Here is a 16,292-nt window from a genome sequence, read left to right as displayed (position 1 = left end):
ATTCATCCGCCAAGCCGATGGGCACAGCCGCCCTCTTTTCACCCCTTCGGGGGATGGAAAGAGGGCGGTTCCCGTTTGGGGGTCGCATACGGCAGTATCGGTGAATGGAACGCCTGTTGAACCCGCGAGACGTCAGGGGCCTCCCGAAGGCCCACCTGCACCTGCACTTCACCGGCTCGATGCGCCCCGCCACCCTGCTGGAGCTGGCCGACAAGCACGGCGTCCGGCTGCCGGAGGCGCTCAACTCCGGCGAGCCGCCCAAACTGCGGGCCACCGACGAACGCGGCTGGTTCCGCTTCCAGCGCCTGTACGACACCGCCCGCTCGGTGCTGCAGGACGAGGAGGACATCCGCCGGCTGGTCCTGGAGACCGCGCAGGACGAGCGGCGCGACGGCTCCCGCTGGCTGGAGATCCAGGTCGACCCGACCTCGTACGCGCCCCGGCTGGGCGGGCTGATCCCCGCGCTGGAACTGATCCTCGACGCGGTGCGGCAGGCCGCCGCGGCCACCGGGGTGGGCATCCGGGTCCTGGTCGCGGCCAACCGGATGAAGTCCCCGATGGACGCCCGGACGCTGGCCCGCCTCGCCGTCCGCTACGCCGACCACGGGGTGGTCGGCTTCGGCCTCTCCAACGACGAGCGCCGCGGCTTCGCCCGGGACTTCGACCGGGCCTTCGCGATCGCCCGCAAGGGCGGCCTGCTGGCGGCCCCGCACGGCGGCGAGCTGGCCGGCCCGCAGTCCGTCCGGGACTGCCTGGACGACCTGGACGCCCGCCGGATCGGCCACGGCGTGCGGGCCGCCGAGGACCCGCGACTGATGGAGCGGCTGGCCGCCCGCCAGATCACCTGCGAGGTCTGCCCGTCCTCCAACGTCTCGCTCGGCGTCTACGAGAGCCCCGAGGAGGTGCCGCTGCGCAAGCTCTTCGACGCCGGGGTGCCGCTGGCGCTGGGCGCGGACGACCCGCTGCTGTTCGGCAGCCGGCTGGCCGCCCAGTACGACCTGGCCCGGGACGCCCTGGGCTTCAGCGACGCCGAACTCGCCGAGCTGGCACGGCAGTCGGTGCGCGGCTCGGTCGCGCCGGAGGCGGTCCGCAAGGAACTGCTGGCGGACATCGACGCCTGGCTGGTGGACGGGCACGCCCCTGCGGACGCGCCCGCCGCCGCCACCGCGAGCGCCTAGAGCGCTCGGGGGCTCGGGACGCTCGGGACGCTCAGAGCGCGACCCCGACCATCACCGGCTCGTTCACCAGCTCCACCCCGAAGGCCTCGCGGACGCCGTCCCGGATCTCCCGGGCCAGTGCCAGCAGGTCCTCGGCGGTGGCCGAACCCCGGTTGGTGAGCGCCAGGGTGTGCTTGGTGGAGAGCGTCGCCGGCCCGCTGCCGTAGCCCTTGCCGAAGCCGGACCGGTCGATCAGCCAGGCCGCCGAGGTCTTGGTGCGGCCCTCCGGGGCGGGGTAGGCGGGGGCGTTCTCGGCGCCCGGGCGGGTGCGGAAGGACTCGTACTGCGCGGCCGTCAGCACCGGGTTGGTGAAGAAGGAGCCCGCCGACCAGGTGTCGTGGTCCGCCGGGTCGAGCACCATGCCCTTGCCGGCCCGCAGCCCCAGCACCGCCTCGTACGCCCGGACCAGCGGCACCCGCTCGTCCGGCCCGACGCCGAACCGCTTGGCCACCTCGGCGTACCTGACCGGGCCGGAGAGCCCGCCCTGGTCCGAGAGGGCGAACCGGACCCGCAGCACCACGTAGCGGTCCGGCTCGGCCTTGAAGCGGCTGTGCCGGTAGGAGAACGCGCACTCGGCATTCGAGAGCGTGACCACCTCGTCGGCCGTGCGGTCGAAGGCGACCACCTCGGTGATCGTCTGGGCGACCTCCTGGCCGTACGCGCCGACGTTCTGCACCGGGGTGGCGCCGGCCGAGCCGGGGATGCCGGCCAGGAACTCGATGCCGGCCAGGCCGTGCTCGCACACCGTCCGGGTGACCGCCTCCGACCACACCTCGCCGGCGGCCAGCTCCAGCACGGTGCCGTCCAGGGCGAAGCCGACGGTGGCGATCCGCAGCACGGTGCCGGGGAAGCCGGCGTCGCCGATCACCAGATTGGAGCCGCCGCCGAGGACCAGCAGCGGCTCACCGGCCGCGTCCGCCTCGCGGACGGCGGCGATCACGTCGTCGTCGGTGTGGGCGGTGACCAGGCGGCGGGCCGGGCCGCCGAGCCGCAACGTGGTCAGCGGGGCGAGGGGGGCGTCGTTTTCTACCAGCACGCCCACCAGCGTACGGGGGGAAGGACGGCCTCCCCGGCCGCCCTTCCCCTGTGGTCCGCCCCCGCGATCCGTCCCGCACCGGTCCGCCCCGCACCGGCCGGGCCCCGGTGCGCACCGGCTCAGACCCGGGCGGCCTCGGCCCGGTCCCCCGCCGGCTGCCCGTCGGCCGCCCCGGCCTGGGCCTTGCCCCGGCGCGGGATGACCGTCGCGGCGAGCGCCCCGACGGCGACGGCCGCCGCGCCGACGTACAGCGCGGGCACCAGCCCGTCCGCGAAGGCCTGCGCCGACTGGTAGCCGCCCTGGGCCGAGAACACCGCCGCCAGCGTGGCGACCCCGAGCGCCCCGCCGACCTCGCGCAGCGCGTTGTTGGCGCCGGAGGCGATCCCCTGCTCCTGCGGCCGGACGCTCGCCATCACCAGCTGGGCGGTCGGGCCGAAGTACAGCGACATGCCGATCCCGCAGATCACGATGGCGGGGATCTGCGCCGGGTAGTCGAACCCGCCGTTCCCGTCGACGACCAGGCCGAACATCGCGAGGCCGACGGCCTGGAGCACCAGCCCGGTGACCACGATCGGCCGGCCGCCGGTCCGGTCGGAGACGATGCCCGCGATCGGCGAGACCAGCAGCGGCATCGCGGTCCACGGCAGCATCCGGATGCCGGCCTCCTGCGGGCTGTAGCCGCCGACGCCCTGGAGGTACTGGCTGATCAGGAAGATCGAGCCGAACATCCCGAGGTACATCAGCAGGCTGGCGGCGTTGACGGCCGAGAAGGCGCGGCTGCGGAAGAGCCGCATCGGCAGCACCGGGTGGGCCGCCACCCGCTGCTCGTACCAGACGAACGCGGCCAGCAGGACGGCGCCGGCGATCAGGGCGCCGAGGACCAGCGGGCTGGTCCAGCCGTCCGGGTTGCCGCGGATCAGGCCGAGCACCACCCCGAACATCCCCAGGCTGACCAGCAGGGTTCCGGGCACGTCCAGGGCCCGGACGGCGCCCCGGCTCTCACCGAGCCGGAGGAAGGCCAGCGGCAGCAGGACGAGGCCGACCGGGACGTTCACCCAGAAGATCCACTGCCAGGAGAAGTGCTCGGTCAGCGAGCCGCCGATCAGCGGTCCGGCGGCGACGGCGAGGCCGCTGACGCCCGACCAGATGCCGAAGGCCAGGCCCCGCTTGGCCGCGGGCACGGCGGCGGTGAGCAGGGTGAGGGTGAGCGGCATCATCACCGCGGCGCCGACGCCCTGGACGGCCCGGGCGGCGATCAGCTCGCCGATCCCCGGGGAGAGGGCGGCCGCGGCGGACCCTGTGGTGAAGACCGCCAGGCCGACCAGGAAGATCCGGCGGCGGCCGAAGCGGTCGCCGAGGGCCGCGCCGAACATCAGCAGCACGGCGAAGCTCAGGGTGTAGGCGCTGACCGTCCATTCGAGGTCGGAGAGCCCGCCGCCGAGCTCCTCCCGGATCGACGGCAGTGCGGTGGTGACCACCAGGTTGTCGAGGGCTGCCATGAAGCTGGCCGCGCTGACGATCACCAGGGTCCAGATCGCGGTTCTTCCGAAGGCCGGTTTCTCCGTCATGATTCCCCCAGGCTCCTTGGGTAGTTATTGATCAATAACTTTCATGGGCCGAAAAGAGGCCGCACGGAGGTCACCGTGCGGCCCGACTACTCGGCCCCGACGCACCCGTCGTCGAAGCCGGTCCAGATCCGGTGGTCCGTCGGGAAGCCGAGCGCCACCAGCGTGTTGATCAGCATCCCGTGCGCGAAGAACTGCGTGGCGTCCCTCATGTCACCGCCGATCCGGATCCTGACCCGCTCGAACAGGTCCTCCCACAGCCGCCGGGCGGTCTCCCCGATCTCCTCCTCGCCGGCCGCCCTGGCCGCGAACACCGAGACGTAGAGCTGCATCTGCATCATGAGCTGGTCGCGGTCCTCGACCAGCCCCAGGTACGCGCCGGACATCGCCTCGGCCGCCGCCTCGCCGGTCAGCCCGACCGAGGCCTCGTCGAAGACCCGCCAGGTCTCCTCGACGCACCGCTCGGCAGCCGCCTCGAACATGGCCTGCTTGCCCGGGAACAGCCGGAACAGGTACGGCTGCGAGACCCCCACCCGGCGGGCGATCGCCTCCGTGGAGGTGCCCCGGTAGCCGCCCCGGGCGAACTCGATCATCGCGGCACGGACGACGCTCTCGCGCCGCTCCTCCGCACTCATCCGCATGCTCGACCTCGCCATGACTTCCAAGTTAGTGGCCAATCACTATCTTCGCAAGGGCCCGGCCGGCCCCGGCGGGGAGCTCCGACCGGAACCCCCCGCCGCGAGCCGACGGCCGGGCGGCCGACGACCGGAGGGCTCAGGCGAGCCGGACGACCGCCCTGGAGATCCCGAGGACCTTCTGCCCGCCCGTGGTGGCCAGCAGGTCGACCTGCACCTTGCCGTCCTCCAGCTTCTTGGCGACCTTGGCCGAGACCTCGACCACCGCGCCGACCCCGTCGTTGGGCACCGGCACCGGGCGGGTGAACCGGACGCCGTACTCGACCACCGCGGCCGGGTCGCCGACCCAGTCGGTGACCACCCGGATCGCCTCGGCCATGGTGAACATGCCGTGCGCGATGACGTCCGGCAGGCCGACCTCCCGGGCGAACTTCTCGTTCCAGTGGATCGGGTTGAAGTCGCCCGAGGCACCCGCGTACCGCACGAGCGTGTCACGGGTCACAGGGAAGGACTGCGCCGGCAGCTCGGTGCCGACCTCGACCTCGTCGTAGCTGATCGCCATCGCGCTCACTCCCCCGCCTCGTCGGCGGCCCGGGCCACCAGGGTCATGACCGACGTCACCACGTGCTCGCCGGTCCCGTCCGTCACCTCGCCACGCACGGTGAGCACGTCGTTGCCCGCCAGTGACTTGATGTTGTCGATGGTCACCGCGACCGAGAGCCGGTCGCCGGCCCGCACCGGGCGGGTGTAGCTGAACTTCTGGTCGCCGTGCACCACCCTGCTGAAGTCCAGGCCCAGCTCCGGGTCCTCGACGACCTGGCCCGCCGCGCGGTAGGTGATCACGAACGGGAAGGTCGGCGGGGCGATCACGTCCGGGTGGCCCAGCGCCTTCGCCGCCTCCGCGTCGGTGTACGCCGGGTTGGCGTCACCGATCGCGGTCGCGAACTCGCGGATCTTCTCCCGGCCGACCTCGTACGGCTCGGTGGGCGGGTAACTGCGCCCGATGAAGGAGGGGTCGAGCGCCATGGCAGCTCCTCGGAACACGGATGGATACGAAGCGGACGGATACGGAAAAGACTCCGGGCCGCACCCCTTGTGAGGGATGCGGCCCGGAGTCGAAAAGACCTGAGTCACACAGGCCCGATACCCTCCGAAGAGGTCAGCGGGTCTCGCGGTGCGCGGTGTGCGAGTTGCAGCGGGGGCAGTGCTTCTTCATCTCAAGACGGTCCGGGTCGTTACGCCGGTTCTTCTTGGTGATGTAGTTCCGCTCCTTGCACTCCACGCAGGCCAGCGTGATCTTCGGGCGGACGTCGGTGGCAGCCACGGGAGTGCCTTCCTGGGACAACGAATAAGAACACAACAAGAGTAGCCGACCGGGAGTGCGATCTCCCGACCGACTACGCGGGGTAGCGGTGACCGGACTTGAACCGGTGACACAGCGATTATGAGCCGCTTGCTCTACCAACTGAGCTACACCGCCACAGTGATCCGCACCACGGCCGAAACCGGAGTACTTCTCACCAGAGCCCCCATGCGGAATCGAACCGCAGACCTTCTCCTTACCATGGAGACGCTCTACCGACTGAGCTATAGGGGCGAACGAGGAAGAGATTACACGTTTCGCGCCCGGAGGTGAAATCCGTATCCCGCGGCGAAGACCGCAGGTGGACGACGTGCACGGGCGAGCGATCCAAGGCCGGGCGTTCGAACGGCCGGTGAGCCGCACGGCCCGACCCGATACGACTATTGCCCGCCTCCCGGCGCCCCGCCCCCGGGCGCCATAGGCTCGACGCTCATTGATCGGGATCGACCGGCCGACCGCACGGGCCGGCACGAGAAGGAGCCGGCGATGGACAGCGCAGCCGCCGACGGGCCGCACCAGGGGCCCGGCCCGGCGGCCAACCCGCTCGGGCACGGCCCGGTCCTGCTGCTCACCGGCGCCCGGCTGGCCGACGGGCGGGTGGTGGACGTCCGGATCAGCGGCGACCGGATCCAGGCCGTCGGCACCGTCGGCAGCCTCGGCCCGCTGCCCGCCCTCCCCGGCGCGCCCACCGTCACCACCGGCGCCCGGATCGACCTCAAGGGCTACCTGCTACTCCCTGCCCCCGCCGAGGCGCACGCCCACTACGACACCGCCTTCTCCGCCGCCCTGCCCGCCCCGCCGCCGGACACCCGGGCCGACCTCACCCGCCGGGTCACCGAGGCCGCGCTCACCTCGCTCGGCTACGGCGCCACCGCCCAGCGCACCCACGTCCGGATCGGCGACGTGCACGGGCTGAGCCGGCTGGAGGCGGTGCTCACCGCCCGGCAGGCGCTGCGCGGACTGGCCGAACTGCAGGCGGTGGCGATGCCCCGGCTGCTGACCGGCAGGGCCGGCGCGGACGGTCGGGCGCAGCTGCGCGAGGCGCTCAAGCTGGGCGCCACGGCGGCCGGCGGCTGCCCCGAGCTGGACCCGGACCCGGCCGGGTACGTGCAGGTGCTGCTGGAGGCCGCCCGGGAGGCGGACTGCCCGGTGGACCTGCACACCACCGCCGCCGACGCGGCCCGGCTCGCGCGGCTGGCGGGCGCCCTGGCACCGCTGCGCCCCCGGGTGACGCTCGGGCCGTGCGGCGCGCTGCCCAGGGGCGCGTCGACGGTGCTGGCGACCAGCGGGGTGCGGGTGGTGTGCCTGCCGCAGAACGGCGGCTGCACCGGCCTGGAGGGCCCGCCGACGGCTCCGCGGCCCGGCCTGCTGCGGGAGTTGGCGGCGGCCGGGGTGCCACTGGCGGCGGGCAGCGGGGCGCTGCGCGACCCGTCCAACCCGGTCGGCCGGGCCGACCCGCTGGAGGCGGCGTACCTGCTGGCGGCGGGCGGGGAGCTGACCCTGGAGGCGGCGTACGACGCGGTGGGGAACCAGGCCCGGGCAGTGCTCGGGCTGCCGCCGGTCCGGGTGGACGCCGGGTTCCCGGCGGAGCTGCTGGCGGTGCGCGGGGACAGCCTGGCCGGGGCGCTGGCGGGCGGGCACAGCCGGCTGGTGGTGCACAGCGGCCGGGTGGTCAGCCGGACCAGCGCGGTGCGGGAGTTCGCCGACACCGTGGCGCTGGCGCTGCCCCGGCAGTCCGGGAGCACCGAGGACTGACGTCCGTACGGACAGGCAAAAAGGGGCGCGCGACGGGTTGTCGCGCGCCCCTCCCCCACCTGCTGGCCGTCCGTGGACGGCGGCGCGAGCGGCCCCAGGCTTCCCCCACATGGAGCAGGGCCCCGCTCGGTTCGACACTGACGCTACGCCCACGGAACACCGCCGCCACCGGCCTTGACGCCCTCCTGTCGGCGCCGGGGCCGCTCTTGACGGGTCGTTGACGACCGGGCGCCGGTCCGGCGCCTACGGCACGTACCGGTACCCGATCCCCGGCTCGGTGATCAGGTGCCGCGGCCGGGCCGGGTCCCGCTCCAACTTGCGGCGCAGTCCGGCGAGATAGACCCGCAGGTAGTTGCCGCGCCCCTCCTGCGCCGGGCCCCACACCTCGCGCAGGATCTGCCGCCCGGGCACCAGCCGGCCGGGGTTGGCGAGCAGCAGGGCGAGGATCCGCCACTCGGTCGGGGTGAGCCGCACCGCGCCGTTCGGGCCGTTCACCGTGGTGGCCCCGAGGTCCACGGTGTGCTCGCCGATCACCGGCCGGACCGGTGCGGGGCCGGTCGTCGGCCGGCGCAGCACCGCGCGCAGCCGGGCGAGCAGTTCGTCCATCAGGAACGGCTTGGTCAGGTAGTCGTCGGCGCCCGCGTCCAGGGCGCCGACCTTGTCGGCGGCGTCGGACCGGCCGGAGAGCACGATGACGGGCACCGCGCTGTGGGTGCGCAGGCCGCGCAGCACGTCCATCCCGTCGAGGTCGGGCAGGCCGAGGTCGAGCAGGACGGCGTCCGGGATCGAGTGCGCGGCGCGGTCGAGCGCCTCGCCTCCACTGGCCGCGGTGCGGACGGCGTACTGCCGGGCACTGAGGTTGATCCGGAGGGTGCGCAGTAGGGCCGGTTCGTCGTCGACGACCAGGATCTCACTCATGCGGTGGCTCCTCCCCAGGGGCTTCGGGCACTGCGGGGGCGACGGGCTCGGAGGCGGCGGGCTCATGGGCGACGGGCTCGGGCCCGACGGACTCGTGGGCGACCGGCAGGGTGAGCAGCATGGTGGTGCCGCCGCCGGGGGTGTCCTCGACCTCCAGGCTGCCGCCCATGGCCTCGGCGAGGCCTCGGGACAGGGCGAGGCCGAGGCCGACGCCGGTGGTGTTGTCGGTGTCCCCGAGGCGCTGGAAGGGCAGGAAGACCCGGTCGCGGTCCTCGGGGGCGATACCGGGGCCCCGGTCGATCACCCGGATCTCGACCTGGTCGGCGTGGTGGCTGGCGGTGACCAGGACGGGTGCGCCGGGGGCGTTGTGGCGCAGCGCGTTGGTGATCACGTTGGCGAGCACCCGCTCCAGCAGCGGCGGGTCGGCGAGCACCGCCGGGGCGCCCTCATCGATGTCAATGGTCAGGTCGAGCGGCTGGATCGGCGCGTACGGGTCGGGGAGGCTGTCGAGCGCCCGGGGCAGGACCTCGTCCAGGTGGGTCTCGGTGAGGTGCAGGGTGAGCGCGCCGGCCTGGAGCCGGCTCATGTCGAGCAGGTTGTCGACCAGGCGGGTGAGCTTGACCAGCGATTCGTCGGCGGTGGCGAGGAGTTCGGACTGGTCCTCGGGCGAGAACTCGACGTCGGGGCTGCGCAGCGAGCCGACCGAGGCGCGGGCGGCGGCGAGCGGGGTGCGCAGGTCGTGGCTGACGGCGGCGAGCAGGGCGGTGCGCATCCGGTCGGCGGCCTTGATCGGTTCGACCTCGGCGGCGACCACGGCCAGCCGGTCGCGTTCCAGGGCGGCGGCGACGTGGGCGGCGAAGGCGGTGAGCACCCGCTGGTCGGCGGCGGACAGCCGGCGGCCGGTGAGCACCAGGACGGCGTCGGTGCCGACCGGCACCTCGGTGCTCTCCCGCGGGCCGGCGCCGTCGTCCTGGTGCTCGTCCTCGCAGTGCGCGAGCACGTCGCCGTCGGCCTTGGAGAGCAGGGCGACGGCCCGCATGCCGAAGGCCGTCCGGGACTTCTCCAGCAGGGCGGGCAGCGCGTCGGCGCCGCGCAGCACGCTGCCGGCCAGGGTGGAGAGGGTCTCGGCCTCGGCGGTGGCGCGGGCGGCCCGGGTGGTGAGCCGGCCGGCGTGGTCGACCACGGTGGAGACGGCGAGGGCGATGGCGGCGAAGACCACCAGGGCGACGATGTTGTTGGTCTCGCCGATGGTCAGGCTGTGGATCGGCGGGATGAAGTAGTAGTTCAGCAGCACCGAGGCGATGAGCGCGGCCACCAGGGCGGACATCACGCCGCCGAGCAGGGCGACGATGACCACGCCGAGCTGGAAGATCAGCGCGTCGGTGGTGAGGTTGATCCGCTCGTGCGCCTGGGAGAGCGCGGCGGTGAGCAGCCAGGGCAGCGTCAGGCCCGCCGCGTATCCGAGCACGGTGCGGCGCCTGGAGTGGCGGCGGCCGAGCGCGGGCAGCCGGCCGCGCCCGGTGAACTCGTGGGTGACCATGTGGACGTCGATGTCCTCGGAGGCGTCCACGGTGGTCTCGCCGATGCCGGGGCCGGTGAGGAAGCGGTTGATCCGGCCGCGGCGGCTGGTGCCGAGGACCAGCTGGGTGGCGTCGTGGGCGCGGGCGAAGGCGAGCAGCGCTGTGGGGATGTCGTCGCCGACCACCACGTGGTAGCTGCCGCCGAGGGTCTCGACCAGTTGCCGCTGCTGGGCGAGCGCGCCGGAGGAGGCGCCGGCCAGGCCGTCGCTGCGGGTGACGTGGACGGCCAGCAGGTCGCCGCCGGCCGTCCGGTCGGCGATCCGGGCGGCGCGCCGGACCAGGGTCTCGCCCTCGGGGCCGCCGGTGAGGGCGACCACGACGCGCTCACGGGTCTCCCAGACCCGGTCGATCTTGTGGCTGGCCCGGTAGTCGCGCAGGCCCTCGTCGACCCGCCCGGCCACCCAGAGCAGGGCGAGTTCGCGCAGGGCGGTGAGGTTGCCGATCCGGAAGTAGTTCGAGAGCGCGGCGTCCACCTTCTCCGCCTTGTAGACGTTGCCGTGGGCCATCCGGCGGCGCAGCGCCTGCGGGGCCATGTCGACGAGTTCGATCTGGTCTGCCCGGCGGACCACCTCGTCCGGGACGGTCTCGCGCTGCGGGATGCCGGTGATCTTCTGGACGACGTCGTTCAGCGATTCCAGGTGCTGGATGTTGACGGTGGTGATGACGTCGATCCCGGCGGCGAGCAGTTCCTCGACGTCCTGCCAGCGCTTGGCGTGGCGGCCGCCGGGGATGTTGGTGTGCGCCAGTTCGTCGACCAGGACGACGGACGGGCGGCGGGCGAGGACGCCGTCGAGGTCCATCTCCTCGAACCCGACGTCCCGGTAGGAGCGGTGGACCCGTGGCACGACCTCCAGGCCGGCCAGCATGCCCTCGGTGTGGCGTCGGCCGTGGCACTCGATGTACCCGACCACGACCTCGGCCCCGCGCTCCTGTCTGCGCCGGGCCTCGTCCAGCATCCGGTAGGTCTTGCCTACCCCCGGCGCGGAGCCGAGGTACACCCTCAGCCGGCCGCCGCGGATTCCGGCGCCGGGGTTGAGGTCGCGGGCCATGGGCACTGCTCTTTCCATCCGAAATGGTGCACGTCTGCGGGTACGGGTCGGCCGGCCCGGGCGCGGGAGGTGCTCCTCCCCGCCCGGGCCGGCCCGGTCACCTGCGTATGCGAGGTGGTGTCACTTCTTCTCGCTGAGCGCCTTGTTGAGGAGCACGACGTTGACCACCTCGTTGCCGAGGAAGCCGAGCGGACGGCTCTCGGTGTACTTGTCGACCAGTCCGGCCACCTTCTCCACCGGGAGCTTGCGCTCCCTGGCGACGCGGTCGACCTGCTCCTTGGCGTAGGCCGGCGAGATGTCCGGGTCGAGGCTGGAGCCGGAGGCGGTCAGCGCGTCGGCGGGGACGGTCGCCGGGTCGACGCCGTCGAACTCGGCGACGGCGGCGCGGCGGTCGTTGACGGCCTTCAGCAGGTCCTCGCTGTTCGGGCCGAGGTTGCTGGCGCCGGAGTTGTCACCGGCGTACCCGTTGGCGGCGGGGCGCGGCTGGAACCACTTCGGGTCCGGCTTGGCCTCCTCCTTCGGGTCGTCCGGGTTGGCCTTGGGCAGGTTGAAGTTCTGACCGAGCAGGCTGGAACCGACCTCCTTGCCGTCGGACGTCACGATCGAGCCGTTGGCCTTGTCGCCGAAGGCGACCTGGGAGATGCCGGTGACCACCAGCGGGTAGACGACTCCGAGGATCACCGTGAGCACCAACAGCGCGCGCAGCGCGGTGAAGTGGGTGCGGACGGAGGTCGGCAGGGGCTTGGACATGGTGTTTTCTCCTTCCCTGCGTCAGCTGAGGCCGGGGATGAACTGGATGATCAGGTCGATCAGCTTGATGCCGACGAACGGCACCACCAGGCCGCCGAAGCCGTAGACCCCGATGTTGCGGCGCAGCAGCGAGCTGGCGTCGGACGGGCGGTAGCGGACACCGCGCAGGGCCAGCGGGATCAGGCCGATGATGACCAGGGCGTTGAAGATGATCGCCGAGGTGATCGCGGACTGCGGGCTGTGCAGACCCATGATGTTGAGGTGGCTCAGGCCCGGGTAGACCCCGGCGAACATCGCGGGGATGATCGCGAAGTACTTGGCCACGTCGTTGGCGATGGAGAAGGTGGTCAGCGCACCACGGGTGATCAGCAGCTGCTTGCCGATCTCCACGATCTCGATCAGCTTGGTCGGGTTGGAGTCCAGGTCGACCATGTTCCCGGCCTCCTTGGCCGCCATGGTCCCGGTGTTCATCGCGACGCCGACGTCGGCCTGGGCGAGCGCGGGGGCGTCGTTGGTGCCGTCGCCGGTCATCGCGACCAGCTTCCCGCCCTCCTGCTCCTTCTTGATCAGGGCCATCTTGTCCTCGGGCGTGGCCTCGGCGAGGAAGTCGTCCACGCCGGCCTCCTCCGCGATCGCCTTGGCGGTCAGCGGGTTGTCGCCCGTGATCATGATGGTCTTGATGCCCATCCGGCGGAGCTCGTCGAAGCGCTCCCGCATGCCCTCCTTGACCACGTCCTTGAGGTGGATCACCCCGAGGACCCGGGCGGGCTCGCTGCCGGTCTTCGTGGCCACGACCAGCGGGGTACCGCCGGCCGCGGAGATGCCGTCGACCAGGGCGGCGACCTCGTCGCCGACCGAACCGCCGTTCTCGGTCACCCAGTTGGAGACCGAGCCGGCCGCGCCCTTGCGGACCTGGTGGATCCCGCCCACCCGTCGCCCGCCGCCACCCTTGTCCGAGTCGCTGCGCTCCGCACCCATTGATTCGTCCAGGTCCACGCCGGACATCCGGGTCTGGGCGGTGAACGGGACCCAGGTGGCGTGCGTCAGCTCGCCCTGGGCGCGGGCCCGCAGACCGTACTCGGTCTTGGCGAGCACCACGATCGAGCGGCCCTCGGGGGTCTCGTCCGCGAGGGAGGAGAGCTGGGCGGCACTGGCCAGTTCGTCGGTGCTCACGCCCGGGGCGGCCAGGAACTCGGCGGCCTGGCGGTTGCCCAGGGTGATGGTGCCGGTCTTGTCGAGCAGCAGGGTGTTGACGTCGCCGGCGGCCTCGACGGCGCGGCCGGACATCGCCAGCACGTTGCGCTGGACCAGCCGGTCCATGCCGGCGATGCCGATCGCGGAGAGCAGCGCGCCGATGGTGGTCGGGATGAGCGCCACGATCAGGGCGACCAGGACGATCATCGACTGCGGGGCGCCCGCGTAGGTGGCCATCGGCTGGAGCGTGACGACCGCGACCAGGAAGACGATGGTCAGCGAGGCCAGCAGGATGTTGAGCGCGATCTCGTTCGGCGTCTTCTGCCGGGCGGCGCCCTCGACCAGGGCGATCATCCGGTCGATGAACGACTTGCCGGGCTCCGAGGCGATCTTCACCACGATCCGGTCGGACAGCACCTTGGTGCCGCCGGTCACCGCCGAGCGGTCACCGCCGGACTCGCGGATGACCGGCGCGGACTCGCCGGTGATCGCCGACTCGTCGACGGACGCGACGCCCTCGACGACGTCACCGTCGCCCGGGATGACCTGCCCGGCCTCGACCACCACGTGGTCGCCGAGCTGCAGGGCCGTCCCCGGGACCTCCTCCTCGGCCTGGGAGGCCGGCCAGTTCGTGAGCCGGCGGGCGACGCTCTCGGTCTTGGTCTTGCGCAGGGTGTCGGCCTGGGCCTTGCCGCGGCCCTCGGCCACGGCCTCGGCCAGGTTGGCGAAGACCGTGGTCAGCCAGAGCCAGACCGTGATGGACCAGGCGAACACCGACGGGTCGGCGATCGCGGCGACGGTGGTGACCACCGAGCCCACCTCGACCACGAACATCACCGGGTTCTTGACCATCACCCGGGGGTCGAGCTTCTTCACCGCGTCCGGGAGGGACGCGACGATCAGCTTCGGGTCGAGGAGGCCGCTCGACACTCTGTGCGGCGCGGCGGGCTCGGCCTTGTCGGCCGGTGCGGGGTTGAGCGTAGGGGTGGACATCAGGAGGTGAGACCTTCCGCGATCGGCCCGAGAGCCAGGGCCGGGAAGTAGGTGAGGCCGACGACGATCAGGATCACGCCCGACAGCAGGCCCACGAACAGCGGCTTGTGGGTGGGCAGGGTGCCCGGGGTGGCCGGGACCGGCTGCTGCTGGGCGAGCGAGCCGGCCAGCGCCAGCACGAACACCATCGGCAGGAAGCGGCCGAAGACCATCGCCAGGCCGAGCGCCGTGTCGTACCAGTCGGTGTTGACGGTGATGCCGCCGAACGCCGAGCCGTTGTTGTTGGCGGCGGAGGTGAAGGCGTACAGCACCTCGGAGAAGCCGTGGGCGCCCGAGTTGAGCATCCCGGCCCGCTCGCCCGGCAGGGCCATCGCCACACCCGTGCCGACCAGCACGATCGTCGGCGTGGTGAGGATGTACAGCGAGGCGAACTTCATCTCCCGGCCGCCGAGCTTCTTGCCCAGGTACTCGGGGGTTCGGCCGACCATCAGGCCGGCGACGAACACCGCGATGATCGCCAGCACGAGCATGCCGTACAGGCCGGAGCCGGTGCCGCCGGGCGCGATCTCGCCCAGCATCATGTTGAAGACCGTCAACCCGCCGCCGAACGGCGTGAACGAGTCGTGGAAGGAGTTCACCGCGCCGGTCGAGGTCAGCGTGGTCGAGGCGGCGAACAGCGAACTGGCGGCGATGCCGAAGCGCTGCTCCTTGCCCTCCATCGCGGCGCCCGCGGCCTGCAGGGCGGCGCCCTGGTGCTGCGACTCGGCGAGGGTGAGCAGGGCGGTCGAGGCCACCCAGAACAGGCCCATCACGGCGACGATCGCGTAGCCCTGGCGGTTGTCGCCCACCATCCGGCCGAAGGTCCGGGGCAGCGCGAACGGGATCACCAGCAGCAGGAAGATCTCGACCAGGTTGGAGAAGCCGTTCGGGTTCTCGAACGGGTGGGCCGAGTTGGCGTTGAAGAAGCCGCCGCCGTTGGTGCCGAGCAGCTTGATGACCTCCTGGGAGGCCACCGGCCCGCCCGGGATCTTCTGCACCTCGCCGCTGAGCGTGGTCACCTCGTGGAAGCCGTGGAAGTTCTGGATCACCCCGGAGGCGGCCAGGACCAGGGCGAACACGAACGCGATCGGCAGCAGCAGCCGGAGGTTGATCCGGACCAGGTCGACCCAGAAGTTGCCGACCCGGTCGGTCCGGTTGCGGGTGAAGCCGCGGATCAGCGCCGCCACGATCGCGATGCCGACGGCCGCGGAGACGAAGTTCTGCACCGCCAGGCCCGCCATCTGCGCCAGGTGGCCCATCGCGGACTCACCGGCGTACGACTGCCAGTTGGTGTTGGCGACGAACGAGATGGCGGTGTTCCAGGCCTGGTGGCCCTCCATCTGCGGAACGCCCAGGTTCAGCAGCAGGAAGTTCTGCAGCCGGATCAGGGCGTACAGGAAGACGACCGAGACGGCCGAGAAGGCCAGCACCGAGCGCAGGTACACCGGCCAGCGCTGATCGGCGTCACCGTCGACGCCGATCACCTTGTAGATGCCGCGCTCGACTCTGAGGTGCTTCGAGGTGGTGAGGAGCTTGGCGATGTAGTCGCCAAGGGGGCGGTAGCACAGGGCCAGCGCGCCGACGAGGGCGAGGGCCTGCAACCAGCCCGCGAGAGTGGATCCCATGTCAGAACTTCTCCGGGAAGATCAGCGCCACGACGAGATAGCCGACGAGCGCGACGGCCACGACCAGACCAGCGATGTTCTCGGCGCTCACAGCTTCTCCACCCCCCGCGCGATCAGGGCGATGACGGCGAACACGGCGACCGTGACACCGACGTAGATGAGATCGGACATGGGCTCCACCAGAGCGGTTCGGGAGATGCCGCGACCTGGGCCGGAAGGCCCGCACGGCGCCGGCGGACCGCCGGCAGATGCAGCAAACCAGCCGTCAGAGGCGCGTTACGGGGCCCTGACGCCCTCCATACGGGTGATAGCGCGGCGTTGACGCGACCTTGACGCGCGCTTCACCGGACCGAGACCGTCGTGATCGGGCCGAGATCCGCGCCCGGCCTGCGGGGAGGGCGCAGCCGGCGGGGCGGCGGAACGGGTACGGAACGGGTGCGGAACGGGTGCGGAACGGCGGAGGGGGCCGGGGGGGCGGGGCCCCCCCGCGCGCCCGGGGACGAGGACCCGCCCCCCCCCCCCGCGGGGGACCCCCCCCCCCCCCGGACAAAGCGCGACACCCCCCGCCCCCCA

Annotated in this window: 14 protein-coding genes and 2 tRNA genes; 2 read left to right on the top strand and 14 right to left on the bottom strand. The window is 72.3% G+C overall.

What is annotated here, in order from left to right:
* Window positions 1-104: 104 nt before the first annotated feature.
* Complete coding sequence (locus tag ACFQ6N_RS33570) at window positions 105-1,178, top strand: adenosine deaminase (protein WP_380657415.1); 1,074 nt, start codon at window positions 105-107, stop codon at window positions 1,176-1,178.
* 31 nt (window positions 1,179-1,209) lie between these two features.
* Here the strand turns inward: ACFQ6N_RS33570 and ACFQ6N_RS33565 are convergent, their stop codons facing one another.
* The 8 genes from ACFQ6N_RS33565 to ACFQ6N_RS33530 form a co-directional block, all read right to left on the bottom strand.
* Window positions 1,210-2,262: a UDP-N-acetylmuramate dehydrogenase gene (locus ACFQ6N_RS33565; RefSeq protein ID WP_380657447.1), complete on the bottom strand. Its 1,053-nt coding sequence runs from the start codon at window positions 2,260-2,262 to the stop codon at window positions 1,210-1,212.
* Between the two features lie 110 nt (window positions 2,263-2,372).
* A complete protein-coding gene (locus ACFQ6N_RS33560) occupies window positions 2,373-3,821 on the bottom strand; it encodes a DHA2 family efflux MFS transporter permease subunit (protein WP_380657413.1) in 1,449 nt (482 codons plus the stop codon).
* 86 nt (window positions 3,822-3,907) lie between these two features.
* Window positions 3,908-4,453: a TetR/AcrR family transcriptional regulator gene (locus ACFQ6N_RS33555; protein ID WP_380657446.1), complete on the bottom strand. Its 546-nt coding sequence runs from the start codon at window positions 4,451-4,453 to the stop codon at window positions 3,908-3,910.
* A gap of 139 nt (window positions 4,454-4,592) precedes the next feature.
* Window positions 4,593-5,015 (bottom strand): MaoC family dehydratase, encoded by a 423-nt coding sequence (locus ACFQ6N_RS33550; RefSeq protein WP_380657411.1) that lies wholly within the window; start codon window positions 5,013-5,015, stop codon window positions 4,593-4,595.
* Window positions 5,016-5,020: 5 nt separating this feature from the next.
* The gene (locus ACFQ6N_RS33545) at window positions 5,021-5,479 is read right to left on the bottom strand and encodes a MaoC family dehydratase N-terminal domain-containing protein (RefSeq protein WP_380657409.1); all 459 of its coding nucleotides are present in this window, start codon (window positions 5,477-5,479) and stop codon (window positions 5,021-5,023) included.
* A gap of 133 nt (window positions 5,480-5,612) precedes the next feature.
* Complete coding sequence (rpmG, locus tag ACFQ6N_RS33540) at window positions 5,613-5,777, bottom strand: 50S ribosomal protein L33 (RefSeq protein WP_006604855.1); 165 nt, start codon at window positions 5,775-5,777, stop codon at window positions 5,613-5,615.
* An 83-nt stretch (window positions 5,778-5,860) separates the two neighbouring features.
* A tRNA-Met gene (locus tag ACFQ6N_RS33535) sits at window positions 5,861-5,933 on the bottom strand.
* A 44-nt stretch (window positions 5,934-5,977) separates the two neighbouring features.
* Window positions 5,978-6,050, bottom strand: a tRNA-Thr gene (locus tag ACFQ6N_RS33530).
* Window positions 6,051-6,302: 252 nt separating this feature from the next.
* Here ACFQ6N_RS33530 and ACFQ6N_RS33525 point away from each other — a divergent pair.
* Window positions 6,303-7,571 (top strand): hydrolase, encoded by a 1,269-nt coding sequence (locus ACFQ6N_RS33525; protein WP_380657407.1) that lies wholly within the window; start codon window positions 6,303-6,305, stop codon window positions 7,569-7,571.
* Window positions 7,572-7,814: 243 nt separating this feature from the next.
* Here ACFQ6N_RS33525 and ACFQ6N_RS33520 read toward each other — a convergent pair whose 3' ends face one another.
* The 6 genes from ACFQ6N_RS33520 to kdpF all read right to left on the bottom strand — a co-directional run bounded on the left by ACFQ6N_RS33520 (window position 7,815) and on the right by kdpF (window position 15,810).
* A complete protein-coding gene (locus ACFQ6N_RS33520) occupies window positions 7,815-8,489 on the bottom strand; it encodes a response regulator (RefSeq protein WP_380657405.1) in 675 nt (224 codons plus the stop codon).
* The gene (locus ACFQ6N_RS33515) at window positions 8,482-11,118 is read right to left on the bottom strand and encodes an ATP-binding protein (protein WP_380657403.1); all 2,637 of its coding nucleotides are present in this window, start codon (window positions 11,116-11,118) and stop codon (window positions 8,482-8,484) included. Before ACFQ6N_RS33515 ends, ACFQ6N_RS33520 begins: the two co-directional genes overlap by 8 nt.
* Window positions 11,119-11,238: 120 nt before the next feature.
* On the bottom strand, window positions 11,239-11,868 hold the full coding sequence (gene kdpC, locus ACFQ6N_RS33510) for a potassium-transporting ATPase subunit KdpC (protein ID WP_380657401.1): 630 nt from the start codon (window positions 11,866-11,868) through the stop codon (window positions 11,239-11,241).
* A 21-nt stretch (window positions 11,869-11,889) separates the two neighbouring features.
* Window positions 11,890-14,055, bottom strand: coding sequence for a potassium-transporting ATPase subunit KdpB (gene kdpB / locus ACFQ6N_RS33505; protein ID WP_380657399.1), 2,166 nt, complete (start codon window positions 14,053-14,055; stop codon window positions 11,890-11,892).
* Window positions 14,055-15,719: a potassium-transporting ATPase subunit KdpA gene (gene kdpA / locus ACFQ6N_RS33500; protein ID WP_380657397.1), complete on the bottom strand. Its 1,665-nt coding sequence runs from the start codon at window positions 15,717-15,719 to the stop codon at window positions 14,055-14,057. The genes kdpB and kdpA overlap by 1 nt, the downstream gene beginning before the upstream one ends.
* 1 nt (window position 15,720) lies before the next feature.
* Window positions 15,721-15,810, bottom strand: coding sequence for a K(+)-transporting ATPase subunit F (gene kdpF, locus ACFQ6N_RS33495; protein WP_045693083.1), 90 nt, complete (start codon window positions 15,808-15,810; stop codon window positions 15,721-15,723).
* Window positions 15,811-16,292 lie beyond the last annotated feature (482 nt).

The organism is Kitasatospora sp. NPDC056446 (genome assembly GCF_042796115.1).
GTDB lineage: Bacteria > Actinomycetota > Actinomycetes > Streptomycetales > Streptomycetaceae > Kitasatospora.
This window is presented reverse-complemented; position numbering and strand designations above follow the sequence as displayed.